Origin of the sequence: Micromonospora sp. NPDC005203, assembly GCF_042872705.1 — a bacterium.
Taxonomy (GTDB): Bacteria; Actinomycetota; Actinomycetes; order Mycobacteriales; family Micromonosporaceae; genus Micromonospora.
This window is the reverse complement of the sequence record NZ_JBIAKV010000010.1, coordinates 210,192-224,043: the sequence shown is the minus strand read 5'-3', so window position 1 is coordinate 224,043 and position 13,852 is coordinate 210,192. Positions and strand designations below refer to the sequence as shown.

The window sequence follows — 13,852 nt, the reverse complement described above, 5'->3', positions numbered from 1 at the left end:
CCCGCGCAGTCCGCGGGGGCGGCACCGCCCGGCAGCCGACGGCCAGCCGCATCGCGGTCGAAGGTCCCCGGCCCGACCTGCTGCCCCGGTACGTTGGGCAGTCATGGCCACCACCGCCGACATCCGCTCCGAACTCGCCAGCCTCGCCGACCCGCACCGAGCGGAGGCGTCGCGCCGGTTCCTCCAGATGACCCCGGGCGGGTACGGCGAGGGTGACCGCACGATCGGCGTCTTCGTGCCGCAACAGCGCAGCTTGGCCTCCCGCTACTGGCGCGACCTTCCCCTGTCCGAGACGGCGGACCTGCTGGCCAGCGGCGTGCACGAGGAGAGGCTGACGTCGCTGTTCATCCTGGTGCGCAAGTTCGCCAAGGGCGACGACCAGGAGCGGGGCCGGATCTTCGACCTCGTCCTGACCAACACCGACCGCATCAACAACTGGGACCTGGTGGACTCGTCCGCGCCGTACATCGTCGGACCCTGGCTGCTCGACAGGGACCGAAGCGTCCTGGACCGGCTGGCCGCGTCGGGCCTGGTGTGGGACCGCCGGATCGCGATCATGGCAACGTTCGCCTTCATCAAGGCCGGCGACTTCCAGTGGACCTTCCGGCTCGGTGATCAGCTCCTGCACGACCCGCACGACCTCGTGCAGAAGGCGGTGGGCTGGATGCTGCGCGAGGTGGGCAACCGTGACCGGGCGGCGGAGGAACAGTTCCTCACCGGGCGCTACCGGGGCATGCCACGGGTCATGCTGCGGTACGCGATCGAGAAGTTCGAGCCGCCGCGACGTCGGATGTACCTGACCGGTGCGGCCTAGCAAAGCCAGCGCAACGCCGCGTCGGCGGTGCCTCGGACCGAGAATGTCGTCCCGGCTGTCGATCCGGAGCCCCGCTGGCTCGTCGTCAGAGTAGGGGCCACCACCGACGGGGCCAGCACACGATGGGACACGAGACATGGCCAAGTACATGATCCTGATCTACGGTGACGCGCAGCAGTGGGACGCGATGACCGACGAGCAGTGGAAGGCGCACGACGCCGCCCACCTAGCGTTCGTTGCCGAGGCCGGCGCGCGGGTCCTCGGCGGGCACCAACTGGAACCGGCGGCCACCGCCACCTCGCTGCGCGCGGACGCAATCGGCCAACTCGACCCGACCGACGGTCCGTTCCTGGAGACCAAGGAGGCCCTCGGAGGCTACTACCTGCTGGAGGCGGCCGACCTGGACGAGGTGCTGTCGCTGACGGCGCTGCTACCCGAGGTGCACGCGGCACACAGCGGTGTGGAGATCCGTCCGGTGGTCGACCACGGATGAACGACACGGTCGTCGCGGCGGTCGCGCAGGCGCACCGCCGCGACTGGGCCCAGGTGTTCAGCACCACGGCCCAACTGACCCGCGACCTCGATCTCGCCGAGGAGTGCACCCAGGACGCGTTCGCCCAGGCTCTGGAGACCTGGGCCGAGAGGGGCATTCCCGACCGGCCGGGCGCGTGGCTCACCACCATCGCTCGCAACCGTGCCCGGGACGTCCTGCGCCGCGAGTCGGTGTTCCGTCGCAAGATGCCACTGCTCGTCGCGGACGAGACGACGCCGGGCCCCGAGGATGGTCTGGTCGACGACCGACTGCGCCTCATCTTCACCTGCGTCCACCCCGCGCTGTCCAGGCAGGCGCAGGTCGCGCTGACCCTGCGCCTGGTGTGCGGGCTGTCCACCCCCGAGGTGGCCCGCGCGTTCCTGGTGCCGCCGACCACCATGGCCGCCCGGATCACCCGGGCGAAGAGGAAGATCGCCGCCGCTCGCATCCCGTACCGGGTGCCGGGCCCGGACCAACTCGGCGAGCGGGTCGGCGCCGTCCTCGAGGTCGTCCATCTCATCTTCACCACCGGCCACACCGCACCGGTGGGCGCACACCTGGTGCGCCAGGACCTGGTGGACTGCGCGATCGGTCTGGCTCGCATGCTGCACCTGCTCATGCCGACCGACGCCGAGATCAGCGCCCTGCTGGCACTGCTGCTGCTCACCGCGGCACGCCAGGACACCCGCGTGTCCGCCGACGGTCGGCTGGTGCTGCTGTCCGAGCAGGACCGCACACGCTGGGACTGGCAGCTCATCGACGAGGCAAGGTCGTTGTTGACCGACGCGCTGCGCCGACGGCCACCGACCCGGTACGCCCTGGAGGCCGCGATAGCCGCCGTGCACGCCGACGCGCCAACCTGGCCGGACACCGACTGGAACCAGATTGTCGGGCTCTACGACACCCTGCTCCGGCTGTGGCCCTCGCCCGTCGTCGGCCTCAATCGCGCCGTCGCGATCGGGCTGCGCGACGGCCCCGAGGCCGGACTCGACGCGCTCACGCCGATGCTCGCCGATCCGGCCCTGTCCACCTACGGATATCTGAGCGCCTCGCGCGCCGACTTCCTGCGTCAGCTGCGGCGGTGGCCCCAAGCCGTGACGGCCTACGAGGAGGCGCTGACCCTGACCGACAACGACGTGGAGCGCGCCTTCCTCACCGAACGGCTGACGGACGTCAGGCGGCATCTGCCCGGGTCAGCACCTCCGGCGCCGTAGCCGGCCTCAGGCATCCTGGTTTCTCGGCACCGTCGCGCCCCGGTTGGCCATGGCGGCTATCGCCGCCGCCCCCAGCAACAGGGCCGGAAGGACGAACCAGAGACCGATGCCGAGGCCCAGCAGGAGCGCCCACACCAGCATGACAAGCGCCCCGACCGTCGTGGTCGTGGCGACAGCACGGTGGGCCAGGTCCGCGATGAGGGGACAGACGGCCGCAACCACAGGCACGCCCAGCAGATAGCCGGCGGCAGCGCCACTGTCGTCGATGGTGAACGGTGCCAGCGCGATGACGATCCAGGCCGTGGCGGCGAGGGCGAGGAGTCTCAGTAGCAGACCGGCGGCACCGGATGCCGGAGCGCGCCCCCGTAGGCTCACGAAGGCAGCGGCAGCAATGAAGAGCGCGACAACGCCGCCAGCGATGGTAGCCACGTTCATTTCGCCTCCTCCGTCCTCAGCGAGCCTCGCCTCGTACACGTAAACCGGCCACTTCTTGCGCAACGGGTCGGCGAGCCGGCGCAGGTGTTCGTCCTCAACGGTACGCGGTCAGCGCCAATTTCACACTGTCGACGGCCGCAATTACATCGATGACATGCTATCTTTTGGCGCGGGAGTGCAGGGCACGCTCCCGATCACCCTGAGTCGATCGACAACGGCACGCCGAGGGCGACGCCCTCCGGCCGCCCTCGCCAGTCGGTGACCAGTCCGGGCCGCTCCGCCAATGCAGGCGACCGCGCGGGTCCCGGCCAATCTCGGTCCGGCTGCATGCCCCAGCTTCCCAAAAAGCCACATTCCGGCACCGGGAGCGCCACCGCCATCCGTCACCATCGCACCGCCCCGTCCGCCCGCCGAGCCGGCCGCCGGCCGGGTGCTCACCGGACGCGGTCGGCGGTCTCCGAGGCCGGTACCCCACCACCGCACGACCAGTGGCAAGGAGTCACGCAATGACACGACATCGACAACTCTTCTCGTTCATCGCGGGCGCGGCGGTTCTCCTCGCGGCGACCGCCGGCGGCGTGCTGAACGGCGGCCTGGGCGCAACGGCGGTGGCCGCGACGAACGGCACACTCGCGGCCACCGCCGGCTGCGGCAAGGCCCCCACGCTCGCCAGCGGGACACGCACCATTCAGAGCAGCGGACAGAGCCGCACCTACATCCTGCGGATCCCGGACGGTTACGACCGGAACAACCCGTACCGGCTGGTGTTCGGCTTCCACTGGCTGAACGGCTCGGCCAGCAATGTCGCCTCTGCCGGCTACTACGGGCTCGCGCCGCTGTCGAACAACACCACGATCTTCGTCGCGCCCCAGGGCATCAACGCCGGTTGGGCCAACACCAACGGTCGCGACCTGACCCTCTTCGACGACATCTCCCGGCAGATCGAGAACGACCTCTGCGTCGACACGACCCAACGCTTCGCCCTGGGCTGGAGCTACGGCGGGGCGATGAGCTACGCCGTGGCCTGCGCGCGACCCACCGTCATCCGCGCGGTCGCCGTCCTCTCCGGCGCCAATCTCAGTGGCTGTAGCGGTGGCACCCAGGCCGTTCCCTACTTCGGGATCCACGGCATCTACGACAGCGTGCTGAACATCTCCCAGGGCCGGTCGTTGCGCGACACCTTCGTGCGGAACAACGGCTGCACCGCGCAGAGCCCGCGCGAACCAGCTCGGGGCAGTCTCACCCACATCACCACCACCTACGCGGGCTGCCGAGCGGGGTATCCCGTGCAGTGGGCCGCGTTCGACGGGGACCACACCCCCAGTCCGGTCGACGGATCGTCCAGCCCGAACGACAGCAGGACCTGGACGTCGGGCGAGATCTGGAGATTCTTCAGTCAGTTCCAGTCCACCACCCCGCCCACGACCGCACCGCCGACCACGCCCCCACCGACCACGCCCCCACCGACCACACCCCCACCGACCACGCCCCCACCGACGACTCCGCCCCCGACCGGGCAGCCGGGCGACTGTGCCGCCACCTACCGCCTGATCACCAGCTGGCCGGGTGGCTTCCAGGGTGAGGTCACCGTCGCCAACACCGCCGCCGCCACGGTCAACGGCTGGACCGTCGGCCTGACCCTGGCCAGCGGCCAGGCCATCAGCAGCCTCTGGGGCGGCACCAACACGGGCACCACCGGCACCGTCACCGTCCGGAACGCCGCCTACAACGGCACGTTGGCCCCGAACGCGTCGACCACCTTCGGGTTCACCGCCACCGGCAACGGCGCCACCCCGCCCGGCGCCATCACCTGCACCAGCCCCTGAGCGCAGGGCGACATCGGGGGGCCCGGAGCCACTGGCTCCGGGCCTCCCGGCCGTCAGCACCGGCGACAGACCCATCTCCGCGACTGTCGACGTGCCGGCAGAAACGGTTGACCGCCAGGTTGGCGCCCGCCGGACGGGTCTGCAATGGACTCGGCGACCGGGGCGGTCACGGTCGTCTGCGCGGCGCGCACCGGAGCCGCGTACCTGGTCCCGGTGCCTTACGTGTACGCCGGCGGCGCGCTGGTCAGCGCGGCGGCCCGGTCCGCGCCGCGGCACGGAGGATGCCGTCGAGGCCCTCCTCGAACAGCAGGTCGTCGCTCCATCGGGTGTCGTCGAGGTGCCCGGAGGCGTCGAGGGTCGGGTACTCGTCGGCCCTCGCGGCGACGTGGTCGCGGGCCGCGGCCCGGGCGTGCGGGTCCGCGGTCCGGTGCCAGGTGGCCTCGGTGAGCGCGGCGCCGATCACGTAGTTGGCCAGCATCCGCGTGGCCACCGCGAGCTGAAGGTCGCGGCAGCCGCCGCGCATCATCGCCGCCTGCAGGAATTCGGTCCGGGCGAGGACGTTGGGCCCGAGCATCGGTCGTCCGACCAGATTCGGTGCCCAGGGATGGCGCAGCATGGCGGCGCGCCATGCTCGAACGAGGAGGCGCGAGTCCTCCAGCCAGTTGTCGCTCACCTCCGGGATGGGCACGTCGCCGAAGATCCGGTCAACGGCCAGGTCCAGGACGTCATCCTTCGTCTTCACGTGCCAGTACAGGGCGGTCGCCGTCACGTCGAGCTGCTGGGCGAGGCAACGCATGGTCAGACCCTCGACGCCACGCTCGTCCAGCAGGGTCACCGCGGCGTCCACGATGCGCCCGAGGGTCAGGGGAGCTTTCCGTCGCGTACGGGACGGCTCCGCGCGTAGCCATACCGGCGGTACGCCCGGCTCTGCGCTGGTCATGGCACCACTCTAGTCCATTGGGAAAGCAACTTAACATCGGTAAGCTACGTGCACACCGAACATCGGCCGGCACGTCGGCAAGGAGGTTGGCGAATGCCTCTACTGCGGGTCCACCTGGACAGCGACCGGATCACCGCCCGTCGCGTTCTCCAGTTACACCGGGACGGCAAGACGCACCACGAGTCGCGGGAAGCAGCCCGGGAGGAGGCGTGGCGCCAGGGTCGCACCCCGGCCGGTGACCCGACCTTCGTCGGCATCACCAACGGCCGCCGCCACGTGCAGCTGCTCTACGACGTGGAGGTCTACTCCGACCCGGCCGGTTGAGCGGCGACCCCCCGCGCGGAGGGAGCTCACTCCCCTGCGCCGGGGAGGAGGAGTCGCCCACCGCCGCAGATCATCAACTCATGGCTGCCGGCGTCTGGCGGCTGGTTGCCGAGACGGACGGTCCGCGTCTCGACCCTCGCCCGGTGAGCGGGCACAACACTGTGCATAAAGGAGCGACATGTCCAAACGTACCGTTGGTCCGCAGCGACCCGCAGCCGCCGACCGGGTGAGACCGTGGGCGTTGGCGTGCGGCCTCTTCCTCGTCGGCGAGGTGGCGCTCCGCCTGTTCTGGATCGCCGGCGGCCGGTGGGCGTACACCGCCTGCGACCGGACCGATCTGGTCGATCCGGCCGGGGGATGCGGTGCCGACCGGGTCCAGACGCTGCCGTTCCAGGCGGGCTGGGGAGCGCTGGCGGTCGGCGTCGTCCTCGCGCTGGTGGTCGTGGGCGCGGTCCGCTTCCCCGGCCGCGCCACGACCACGGCCAGCTGGCTCGCGGCGGCACTGCTATCGGTCACCTCGTTCCCACTGCACCTGCTCTTCGAGGTCCCGGCGGCGTTGACGGGGCGCCCCTCGGACTGGCGTGACCTCGGCGCCCGGCTCGCACTGCTGGCCGGTGGCATCGTGTTCGCCGGGCTGGCGAACACGTCCGGTCCCCGCCGGGGACCGGTGACTCCCGGCTACCGGCCGGTGCCCCGTTGGACGCGCCGCTGGGCGTACGTGGCGGTCGCGCTGCCGGTGGTCGGCTGGGCCGTACCACACGGGCTCTGGGTGCTCGGGGTTCCGTTCGGCATCTCCGCACGGCAACTGAACGACATCCACAACGACCTCTCGACCCCGACGGGGGTGGCGATCACCGTCGTCCCACCGCTCGCCGGCCTGCTCGTTCTCGGGCTGGTGCAGCGGTGGGGGCAGCAGTTTCCGCGCTGGGTGCCGGGGCTGGGTGGTCGAGGGGTTCCCCGACTGCTGGCGGTGGTCCCGGCCGGGACCGTGGCGCTCACGCTCGTCACCTACGGCGTGCTGAGCAGCGCGGTGTTCGTCAGCCGACTGTCCTCCGGCGAAATCCCGTGGTCGGAGGTGTGGGACGGTTGGGCGGTGGCCGCCACGCTGCTGGTGTTCCTCGGCTGGGGAGTGGCGCTCGGCGTCACGACCGCCGGCTACGCCCTCAGCACCCGGTCGCGTCCGGAGCCGTTGGCAGACGCCGGCACCGCACCGGAAGCCCTCGGCCGAGCATGACAGGCACCGGGCGGGATGCGACCATCGGTCAATGGACGACGAGCGGCCGCACGTTCTGGAGCCCGACGCGACCCCGCCGACGACCCACAATCCTCCACCACCGGTGCTGAGCGAAGTGGCTTTCGTCTCGCGGTTCCGGGCGGTCACGGCGGCGTCCAACGGCCACCGCGGCCACCTGCCGGGCGGCATGGTCGACTGTTGGCGGGCGGTGGTGGACGCCTGTCTGGCCGGATACGACGACTCGCTCGAGGAGTACAGCGCCGACCTGGGACTCCGGACGGTGCTGGAGGCGGTGCTCAACCACCCGGAGTTACAGGAGTATCCCGAGATGGGCTGGGTTCGTGAGCAGGTGGCCGAGTCCGACCGGCGCTTCCGGGCGATGCTGCGGGACGACCCGATCCCCCAGCTTGCCGACTGGCCGTGGTGGGAGAGCCACCCGCCCCGGCACGCCGGCCCGGAATTGGCTGCGGACTTCCAGGCCAGCTACGGCGTCCACGTGGACGTGCGCGAGACCTGACCCCTGGCCTGCGGTGTCAGCGGTGCTCCAGGCCCCGCAGGATCAGCAGGCGGGTGGATCCCATGCCGACATGGTCGACCTCGCCGGAGATGTCAGCGACCGCACGAACGATGGGCTCGACGTCCACCCCGCGTCCACGCGCCTGGGCACACAACTCCCAGATCCCGACGAGTTCGTCGCGGGGGTCCTCCGACTGGTCCCGAGCCGAGATGTGGACCAGCCGTCGGCGAAACTCGGCGGCGGCGGACGGCCACCGACCCGTCAGGCCGACCCCCCAGCTGAAGGCCCCGTGTGCCCGGAAGATCTGGCGGACCTCGTCCCTGACCCCCTCGTCACCGGATTCGTAGGCGTCCAGCAGAGCTGTCAGGGCCGCGCACGCCTCAGCCGCCACCCCGGCCTCCTCCACCGGCGGCAGCCCGGCGGACAACTTCGCCGGCCAGTCCGGATCGGTCAGGTCGACCGGGCGCTGAGCGATGTCCCGAAGCAGGATGTCGATGACGGCGACGTCTTCCCGAATCGCGGCGAGATTCATGCTGGCAATTGTCCTCCCGGCGGCACGGCCCGGCGTCCCCGCTCTCGCGTGGGTGCACTCGAACGCCACCAGCCCACACATTGACACTCATCGTTGCGACAGTGATAGTGACTGCATACCGCTCCCCGTCGGCTCGCCTGCGGGCACCGTGGTCGGGTGGCCGACGCGCCCACCTCGATCTGACCCGCGGCCGGCGCTGACCACCGTCGACGGGCAGGCAGAGCCGCCACGCCGCCGCACCGGGAGCGCGATCGACGCATCCGCTGGAGGGGTCAATGAGGAAGAGATCGAAGATCTGCGTGGGACTGGCGGCCGCCGTCGTCCCGATCACCTCCGTGATCATGGCGCTCGGCGCGACACCGGCTGACGCCGCGGTCGGCGGCTCCGGCCCCTATCCCGCCGACTACGAGACCTCGGCCAGCCTGGCCAACCACACCATCTTCCGGCCGCAGACCCTCCCGTCCGAACGCCTTCCGATCGTCGTCTGGGGCAACGGCGGCTGCTCGGGCAACGGTCTCTCCCAGGGCAACTTCCTCCGCGAGATCGCCTCTCACGGCTTCCTCGCCATCGCCAACGGGGCGCCGAACGGGTCCGGCTCGACCGCCTCCCAGCAGCTCACCCAGTCCATCGACTGGGCCATCGCGGAGAACTCCCGGCAGGGCAGCAAGTACTACAACAGGATCGACACGACGAAGGTCGCCGTCGCCGGCTTCTCCTGCGGAGGCCTGGAGGCCTACGCCGTCTCCAACGACCCGCGCGTCACCACGACCGGCATCTTCAGCAGCGGTCTGTTGAACGATGCCGACGACTACCAGCTCCGGAGACTGACCAAGCCGATCGCCTACTTCGTCGGCGGGCCCAGCGACATCGCGTACCCGAACGCCATCGACGACTGGGGCAAGCTGCCCGCCGGCCTGCCCGCCTTCATGGGCAACCTCAACGTCGGGCACGGCGGCACGTACGACCAGCCCAACGGCGGCGAGTTCGGCCGGGTGGCGGTGCTCTACCTCAAATGGCGGCTGAAGGGCGACACCACCGCCGGCGCCACCTTCGTCGGCCCCGACTGCGGCCTGTGCCGCAGCCAGTGGAGCGTCCAGCAGAAGAACCTGACCCTCGACGGCGGCACGCCGCCCACCACACCGCCGCCCACCACACCGCCCCCGACAACGACGCCACCCACCACGCCACCACCGACGACTCCACCACCCGGCGGCACCCCCTCGTGCACAGCGGCCTATTCCGTTCAGGACCAGTGGAACGGTGGATTCGTCGCCAACGTCATCGTCACCGCGGGAACCACCGCTCTCACCGGCTGGCGAGTCTCCCTCAACCTGCCGGGCGGGGCTTCGGTCACCTCGGTGTGGAACGGCGTCGCCAGCGGCAGCAGCGGCACGATCACCGTCGCGAACCAGAGCTACAACGGGCGGGTGGCCACGGGTCAGACCACCAGTTTCGGCTTACAGGGCACCGGAAACGGCACCGGCACCACGGCCACCTGCATCGGCATCTGAAGCCCACCGGATCGACCAGCTCGCTCGGCGGGCCGCTGCCACAGCGGCCCGCCGAGGGCCTCCCGGGCCGTGGTCCGGTCCGGCACCTCCCGAGGCCTCCGACGGCCACGTGACCCGAACGTCACAGTGCAGCGCTAGCGCAATTCGGCGATCCTGGCCCGGGTCTGGACCGGCGCCTCGGGGTGCCCCCGCTCGACGTCGGCCCGGACGTCAGCCACGGTCCTGCCGGCCAACTCCCGCCGCCAGGCCAGCTCGGCACCCCGCATGGCCTGGGCGAACGCGCAGGACTGCCGATAGTCGACACCCGCATGTTCCCCCGGCCCCTTGCGCAGGATCTGGTCGCACTGGAACAGCTCCTCCGGGCCCTCGATCGCGGCGACGATGTCCAGCAGGGAGACCGCCTCGGGTGCGCGGGCCAGTTGGAAGCCCCCGCGCGGCCCCGAGGTCGACGCCAGGATTCCGGCCCGGACCAGGGCCTGAAGCAGCTTGTTCAGGTACGCCGGCGGCAGCTCGTAGAACGCCGCGAGGGCGCCCGTTGGCACCGGCGTGTCCAGCCAGCTCAGGTTGAGACACGTGTGGAGGGCCCGCTCGACACCCTGACTCATCCGCATGATCCTGGACTCTACCTGTCCAGAATCTGGGAGGAGTGTCATCCTCTCCGCATGGAATGTTTCTGGACATCTAATGTCTAGAAATCAACGATCATCGAGGGAGTCGACAATGACACTGGTACGCGCGGCCCAGGCCGAGGTCCTCGACAGTGACCCCGCCAGCGTGATCACTCTGCTTCTCGACCCGGAGCACACCGACGGCGCCCTGACCAGCAACCGCACGCTGCTCAAGCACGGCACCGCTGGCGCGCCACCACACCTGCACACCCACTCCGGCGAGCTGTTCTTCGTGCTCGACGGCGCCCTGGAGATGCTCGTCGGCGATCAACTGCACACCCTGCACACGGGAGACACGCTCTTCGTCCCGCCGAACACCCCGCATGCCTTCGCCCCCGCCGACGGACGGGACGCCGACTTTCTCGTGGTGATCACCCCCGGCAAGCCCCGTTTCGACTATTACCGACTCCTCGACAAGGTGCACCGGGGCGAAGCCACCTGGCAGGACGTCGGCGAGACCCAGGACCACTACGACAACCACTACGTGGACAGCCCGTTGTGGGCAGGCCGACGCGGCTGACCACGAGGTGTGAACCGCGGGCGGCGGCGGCGGCTTCGATGACCCCTGTCCGACGGTGGACGCTCTCACGGCGCGACGGGACATGAGCCACCATGGCGTGGCCAACGTGCCGTGGCCACGCCATGCTGGTTCACCCGAAGCGAAGGGTCAGCAGCCGATCCGGCTGGACCCGACCGCGACGTCGTCGTACCAGAGGGTGTCGGCCCCGCCGCCGTAGCTCTCCCAACCCAGCTTGAGGTCGGTGAGCTGCGGCCGCCAGGTGCGGTTGTACCACTGGCCGTCGATGTCGTGCGTTGGTACGCCGTCCGCGGTCAGACCGGCGATTGCGGTGCCGTCCAGCCAGGTACGGAGCTGACCGGCCGAGCCGTCCACCATGAACTCCAGGCACGCCCACCGGTTGGTGGGTAGCGGAACGCTCTGCGCCACCCCCGCCGGGCTCTGCTCGGGCAGGGTCGCGTCGTCGGAGGCGCGGTTCCACTGCAGGGCACCGTTCTGGCCGCCGATCCGCAGGTCCCTGTTGCCGTCGGCGGCGTCGGTCATCGCCATCATCGTGGTGTGTTCGGTGGGCTGAGCGGTGGTGTGCCGTACCCAGATTCGGCCGTACCGGACACTGCCCAGGCTGCCGAGATTCCTGGTGGATTTGATGAAGACGTGGTTGCAGTAGCCGGCCGCGCCGTTGATCCGGACCGCCCGGTTGCCGCTGTGGGTGGTGGCCGTGTCGATGGTGGCCGTGCCGGCGCCGGAACAGTCCGGGTTCACCACGGTCCAGTCGCCGGACGGCGTCGAACCGGTCTGGTTCTCGAAGCCGTCGCAGAGCAGCGCCCCGGCGCACCCGGTCGGCGGCGGGGTGGTCGGCGGCGGCGTGGTCGGCGGCGCGCTGGTGGGCGGCGGCGTGGTCGGCGGCGCGCTGGTGGGCGGCGGCGTGGTCGGCGGCGCGCTGGTGGGCGGCGGCGTCGGCACCGTCGTGGTGGGCACGCCGGTCGGGGTCGGGCCGGTGCCGTTGCACGGCACGCCGTTCAGGCTGAACCCGGTCGGTGCGCCACCGCTGGAGCCGTACGTGCCCTGCACGCCGAACTCGGTGGTCCCGGCGGCCGGGATGCTGCCGTTGTACGACATGTTGCGGGCGGTCACCGTCGCGCCGGACTGGCTGACCGTGGCGTTCCAGCCGTTCGTGATGCGTTCGTCCCCGGCGTACGTCCAGGTGACGGTCCAACTGGAGACGGCGGTGTCGCCGGGTGACACCTTCACGTTGGCGGTGAATCCGCCGGGCCACTGGTTGGGCGTGTAGTCGACCCGGCAGCCCTGGGCGGCTGCGGCCGGGCTGGTGAGCAGGGCCGTCCCGGTCGCGGTCACGGCCGCCAGTGCGGCGACGACCGCCAGGGTCGGACCGGGGCGGGCGCGGAGAATCGTCATGAGAGGTCCTTCTGCCATCGAGCTGGTGGGTGGCGGCGTGGCGACGCGCGTCCTGGACGGAGGCGGCACGCCAATGCGCCCTGGGTGCGGCGCGGCGACGCGCCACAACGGCTGGTCGGTGCGTACGACCGCGGTGCCCGGCTCGGGATGGACCTGTCAGTCGCCGACGGCCCGGTCACCCGGACCTCGGCGGCGCCCACTCTCAATCTATTGACGTCAGACGATGTAATCAAGCCGGCGTCACGACGGGGAGCGACCGACCGACCGGAGCACGGCGATGCAGAGTTCGAACCCTCCCGCCCATCCGGACCGCGAGCCGTCGAGGAACCGGCAGCCCAGGCCGCTCGCCGCCGAGGACATCGGGGTGCGGTACGGTCCGGTCCACAACGGACCATTCAGGTGGTTCGCCGCCACCTGGACTGCGCTGACCTGAACACACCGACCCTGGGGAGTGCGCCCTGGTGCCCTCGACGACGATCCTGCTGGACCGCCTGCTCGCGGCCGGGATGGAGGTCGTCTCGGTGGAGCCGGTGACCGGCGGGGTGGCGGCGGTCGCGGGCATTGCCACCCGTCGGGACGCGCCGCCGGTGTTCGTCAAGGCCTTCGCCGACACACCCGCCGACGGGGTCTTCCGGGCGGAGGCCGAAGGGCTGGCCGCGCTGGGCGAGCTCGGCGGCGTACCGACACCGGAGGTGCTCCGGGCGGAGCGTGGACTGCTCGTGTTGTCGGTGTTGCACCCAAGGCCGCACAGCGAGGTCTTCTGGGAACGGCTCGCACACCTGCTCGCCGACATGCACCTGACCACGACCCATCCCCGCTTCGGTTGGCACCACGACAACTGGCTGGGTCGCCGCCGCCAGGTCAACACGTGGCAGGACGACGGCCACACGTTCTTCGCGGAGCACCGACTGCTCAGGTGGCTCGGGGAGCCGCGGGTGGAGGCGGCTCTAGACGCCGGAGACCGGGCGGCACTGGAACGGCTCTGTCACCGACTGCCCGACCTCCTGCCGGACCGGCCCGCGTGCCTGACGCACGGCGACCTGTGGACCCAGAACATCCTGGCCACCGCGGACGGGCGGCCTGCGCTGATCGACCCGGCGGTGTCCTACATGTGGGCCGAGGTCGACCTCGCTCACGTGTGGTCCACCTCTCACCCGCCCGAGGCGCGACGGTTCTTCGAGGTCTACGCGGACCGGACCGCGCTCGACGACGGCTGGCGGGACCGGATGCCGATCGTCCAGCTGCGACAACACCTCGCCGTACTGGCCCAGTTCGACGACGACTGGGGCACGGCCGACCAGGTCCGTGCCGTGCTCGCCCCGTTCCGGACGCGATCCTGACCCGAGGCGTCCGTGCCGTTGGTGTCCCTCGG

Annotated in this window: 15 protein-coding genes; 10 read left to right on the top strand and 5 right to left on the bottom strand. The window is 70.8% G+C overall.

Translation table 11 applies throughout. The annotated features are described in order from the left end of the window. Positions 1-103 precede the first annotated feature (103 nt). The 3 genes from ACFYPM_RS22710 (at position 104) to ACFYPM_RS22700 (ending at position 2,560) form a co-directional block, all read left to right on the top strand. Complete coding sequence (locus ACFYPM_RS22710) at positions 104-814, top strand: DNA alkylation repair protein (protein WP_387200208.1); 711 nt, start codon at positions 104-106, stop codon at positions 812-814. A gap of 136 nt (positions 815-950) precedes the next feature. Continuing rightward, positions 951-1,307: a YciI family protein gene (locus ACFYPM_RS22705; RefSeq protein ID WP_387200205.1), complete on the top strand. Its 357-nt coding sequence runs from the start codon at positions 951-953 to the stop codon at positions 1,305-1,307. Continuing rightward, positions 1,304-2,560, top strand: coding sequence for an RNA polymerase sigma factor (locus ACFYPM_RS22700; protein ID WP_387200203.1), 1,257 nt, complete (start codon positions 1,304-1,306; stop codon positions 2,558-2,560). Before ACFYPM_RS22705 ends, ACFYPM_RS22700 begins: the two co-directional genes overlap by 4 nt. 6 nt (positions 2,561-2,566) lie before the next feature. Here the strand turns inward: ACFYPM_RS22700 and ACFYPM_RS22695 are convergent, their stop codons facing one another. Further along, on the bottom strand, positions 2,567-2,995 hold the full coding sequence (locus tag ACFYPM_RS22695) for a hypothetical protein (protein WP_387200200.1): 429 nt from the start codon (positions 2,993-2,995) through the stop codon (positions 2,567-2,569). Positions 2,996-3,501: 506 nt separating this feature from the next. Here ACFYPM_RS22695 and ACFYPM_RS22690 point away from each other — a divergent pair. Further along, positions 3,502-4,821, top strand: coding sequence for a cellulose binding domain-containing protein (locus ACFYPM_RS22690; RefSeq protein ID WP_387200198.1), 1,320 nt, complete (start codon positions 3,502-3,504; stop codon positions 4,819-4,821). Positions 4,822-5,065: 244 nt separating this feature from the next. Here the strand turns inward: ACFYPM_RS22690 and ACFYPM_RS22685 are convergent, their stop codons facing one another. Continuing rightward, entirely contained in the window at positions 5,066-5,761 is a 696-nt protein-coding gene (locus ACFYPM_RS22685; RefSeq protein WP_387200195.1) for a TetR/AcrR family transcriptional regulator C-terminal domain-containing protein, read from the bottom strand. A 93-nt stretch (positions 5,762-5,854) separates the two neighbouring features. Here ACFYPM_RS22685 and ACFYPM_RS22680 point away from each other — a divergent pair, with 93 nt between their 5' ends. The 3 genes from ACFYPM_RS22680 to ACFYPM_RS22670 all read left to right on the top strand — a co-directional run bounded on the left by ACFYPM_RS22680 (position 5,855) and on the right by ACFYPM_RS22670 (position 7,836). After that, positions 5,855-6,085, top strand: coding sequence for a hypothetical protein (locus ACFYPM_RS22680; RefSeq protein ID WP_387200192.1), 231 nt, complete (start codon positions 5,855-5,857; stop codon positions 6,083-6,085). 178 nt (positions 6,086-6,263) lie between these two features. Beyond that, positions 6,264-7,319 (top strand): hypothetical protein, encoded by a 1,056-nt coding sequence (locus tag ACFYPM_RS22675; protein ID WP_387200190.1) that lies wholly within the window; start codon positions 6,264-6,266, stop codon positions 7,317-7,319. A 31-nt stretch (positions 7,320-7,350) separates the two neighbouring features. Beyond that, positions 7,351-7,836 carry a hypothetical protein gene (locus ACFYPM_RS22670; RefSeq protein WP_387200187.1) on the top strand — a complete coding sequence of 162 codons (486 nt, stop codon included), beginning with the start codon at positions 7,351-7,353 and terminating at the stop codon, positions 7,834-7,836. A gap of 16 nt (positions 7,837-7,852) precedes the next feature. Here ACFYPM_RS22670 and ACFYPM_RS22665 read toward each other — a convergent pair whose 3' ends face one another. Further along, a complete protein-coding gene (locus tag ACFYPM_RS22665) occupies positions 7,853-8,368 on the bottom strand; it encodes a hypothetical protein (protein ID WP_387200184.1) in 516 nt (171 codons plus the stop codon). A gap of 275 nt (positions 8,369-8,643) precedes the next feature. Here ACFYPM_RS22665 and ACFYPM_RS22660 point away from each other — a divergent pair, with 275 nt between their 5' ends. Continuing rightward, positions 8,644-9,879, top strand: a complete 1,236-nt coding sequence (locus ACFYPM_RS22660) for a cellulose binding domain-containing protein (protein WP_387200181.1) — start codon at positions 8,644-8,646, stop codon at positions 9,877-9,879. 134 nt (positions 9,880-10,013) lie between these two features. Here the strand turns inward: ACFYPM_RS22660 and ACFYPM_RS22655 are convergent, their stop codons facing one another. Beyond that, positions 10,014-10,484, bottom strand: a complete 471-nt coding sequence (locus ACFYPM_RS22655; RefSeq protein WP_387200177.1) for an RrF2 family transcriptional regulator — start codon at positions 10,482-10,484, stop codon at positions 10,014-10,016. Between the two features lie 115 nt (positions 10,485-10,599). Here ACFYPM_RS22655 and ACFYPM_RS22650 point away from each other — a divergent pair, with 115 nt between their 5' ends. Then, a complete protein-coding gene (locus tag ACFYPM_RS22650) occupies positions 10,600-11,067 on the top strand; it encodes a cupin domain-containing protein (RefSeq protein WP_387200174.1) in 468 nt (155 codons plus the stop codon). Positions 11,068-11,214: 147 nt separating this feature from the next. On the opposite strand, the gene ACFYPM_RS22645 is transcribed toward ACFYPM_RS22650, so the two are convergent. Further along, positions 11,215-12,480, bottom strand: a complete 1,266-nt coding sequence (locus ACFYPM_RS22645) for a cellulose-binding domain-containing protein (protein WP_387200171.1) — start codon at positions 12,478-12,480, stop codon at positions 11,215-11,217. A gap of 461 nt (positions 12,481-12,941) precedes the next feature. Between ACFYPM_RS22645 and ACFYPM_RS22640 the strand changes: the two genes are divergently transcribed. Continuing rightward, positions 12,942-13,820 (top strand): fructosamine kinase family protein, encoded by an 879-nt coding sequence (locus tag ACFYPM_RS22640; RefSeq protein ID WP_387200168.1) that lies wholly within the window; start codon positions 12,942-12,944, stop codon positions 13,818-13,820. The last annotated feature ends 32 nt before the right edge of the window (positions 13,821-13,852 follow it).

Excerpts from the sequence above, each read along its gene's own strand:
- ACFYPM_RS22700 (WP_387200203.1), top strand. The coding sequence starts at position 1,304 with ATGAACGACACGGTCGTCGCGGCGGTCGCGCAGGCGCACCGCCGCGAC.
- ACFYPM_RS22665 (WP_387200184.1), bottom strand. The coding sequence starts at position 8,368 with ATGAATCTCGCCGCGATTCGGGAAGACGTCGCCGTCATCGACATCCTG.
- ACFYPM_RS22685 (WP_387200195.1), bottom strand. The coding sequence starts at position 5,761 with ATGACCAGCGCAGAGCCGGGCGTACCGCCGGTATGGCTACGCGCGGAG.
- ACFYPM_RS22670 (WP_387200187.1), top strand. The coding sequence starts at position 7,351 with ATGGACGACGAGCGGCCGCACGTTCTGGAGCCCGACGCGACCCCGCCG.
- ACFYPM_RS22690 (WP_387200198.1), top strand. The coding sequence starts at position 3,502 with ATGACACGACATCGACAACTCTTCTCGTTCATCGCGGGCGCGGCGGTT.
- ACFYPM_RS22695 (WP_387200200.1), bottom strand. The coding sequence starts at position 2,995 with ATGAACGTGGCTACCATCGCTGGCGGCGTTGTCGCGCTCTTCATTGCT.
- ACFYPM_RS22710 (WP_387200208.1), top strand. The coding sequence starts at position 104 with ATGGCCACCACCGCCGACATCCGCTCCGAACTCGCCAGCCTCGCCGAC.
- ACFYPM_RS22645 (WP_387200171.1), bottom strand. The coding sequence starts at position 12,480 with ATGACGATTCTCCGCGCCCGCCCCGGTCCGACCCTGGCGGTCGTCGCC.
- ACFYPM_RS22680 (WP_387200192.1), top strand. The coding sequence starts at position 5,855 with ATGCCTCTACTGCGGGTCCACCTGGACAGCGACCGGATCACCGCCCGT.
- ACFYPM_RS22650 (WP_387200174.1), top strand. The coding sequence starts at position 10,600 with ATGACACTGGTACGCGCGGCCCAGGCCGAGGTCCTCGACAGTGACCCC.
- ACFYPM_RS22655 (WP_387200177.1), bottom strand. The coding sequence starts at position 10,484 with ATGAGTCAGGGTGTCGAGCGGGCCCTCCACACGTGTCTCAACCTGAGC.
- ACFYPM_RS22660 (WP_387200181.1), top strand. The coding sequence starts at position 8,644 with ATGAGGAAGAGATCGAAGATCTGCGTGGGACTGGCGGCCGCCGTCGTC.
- ACFYPM_RS22675 (WP_387200190.1), top strand. The coding sequence starts at position 6,264 with ATGTCCAAACGTACCGTTGGTCCGCAGCGACCCGCAGCCGCCGACCGG.
- ACFYPM_RS22705 (WP_387200205.1), top strand. The coding sequence starts at position 951 with ATGGCCAAGTACATGATCCTGATCTACGGTGACGCGCAGCAGTGGGAC.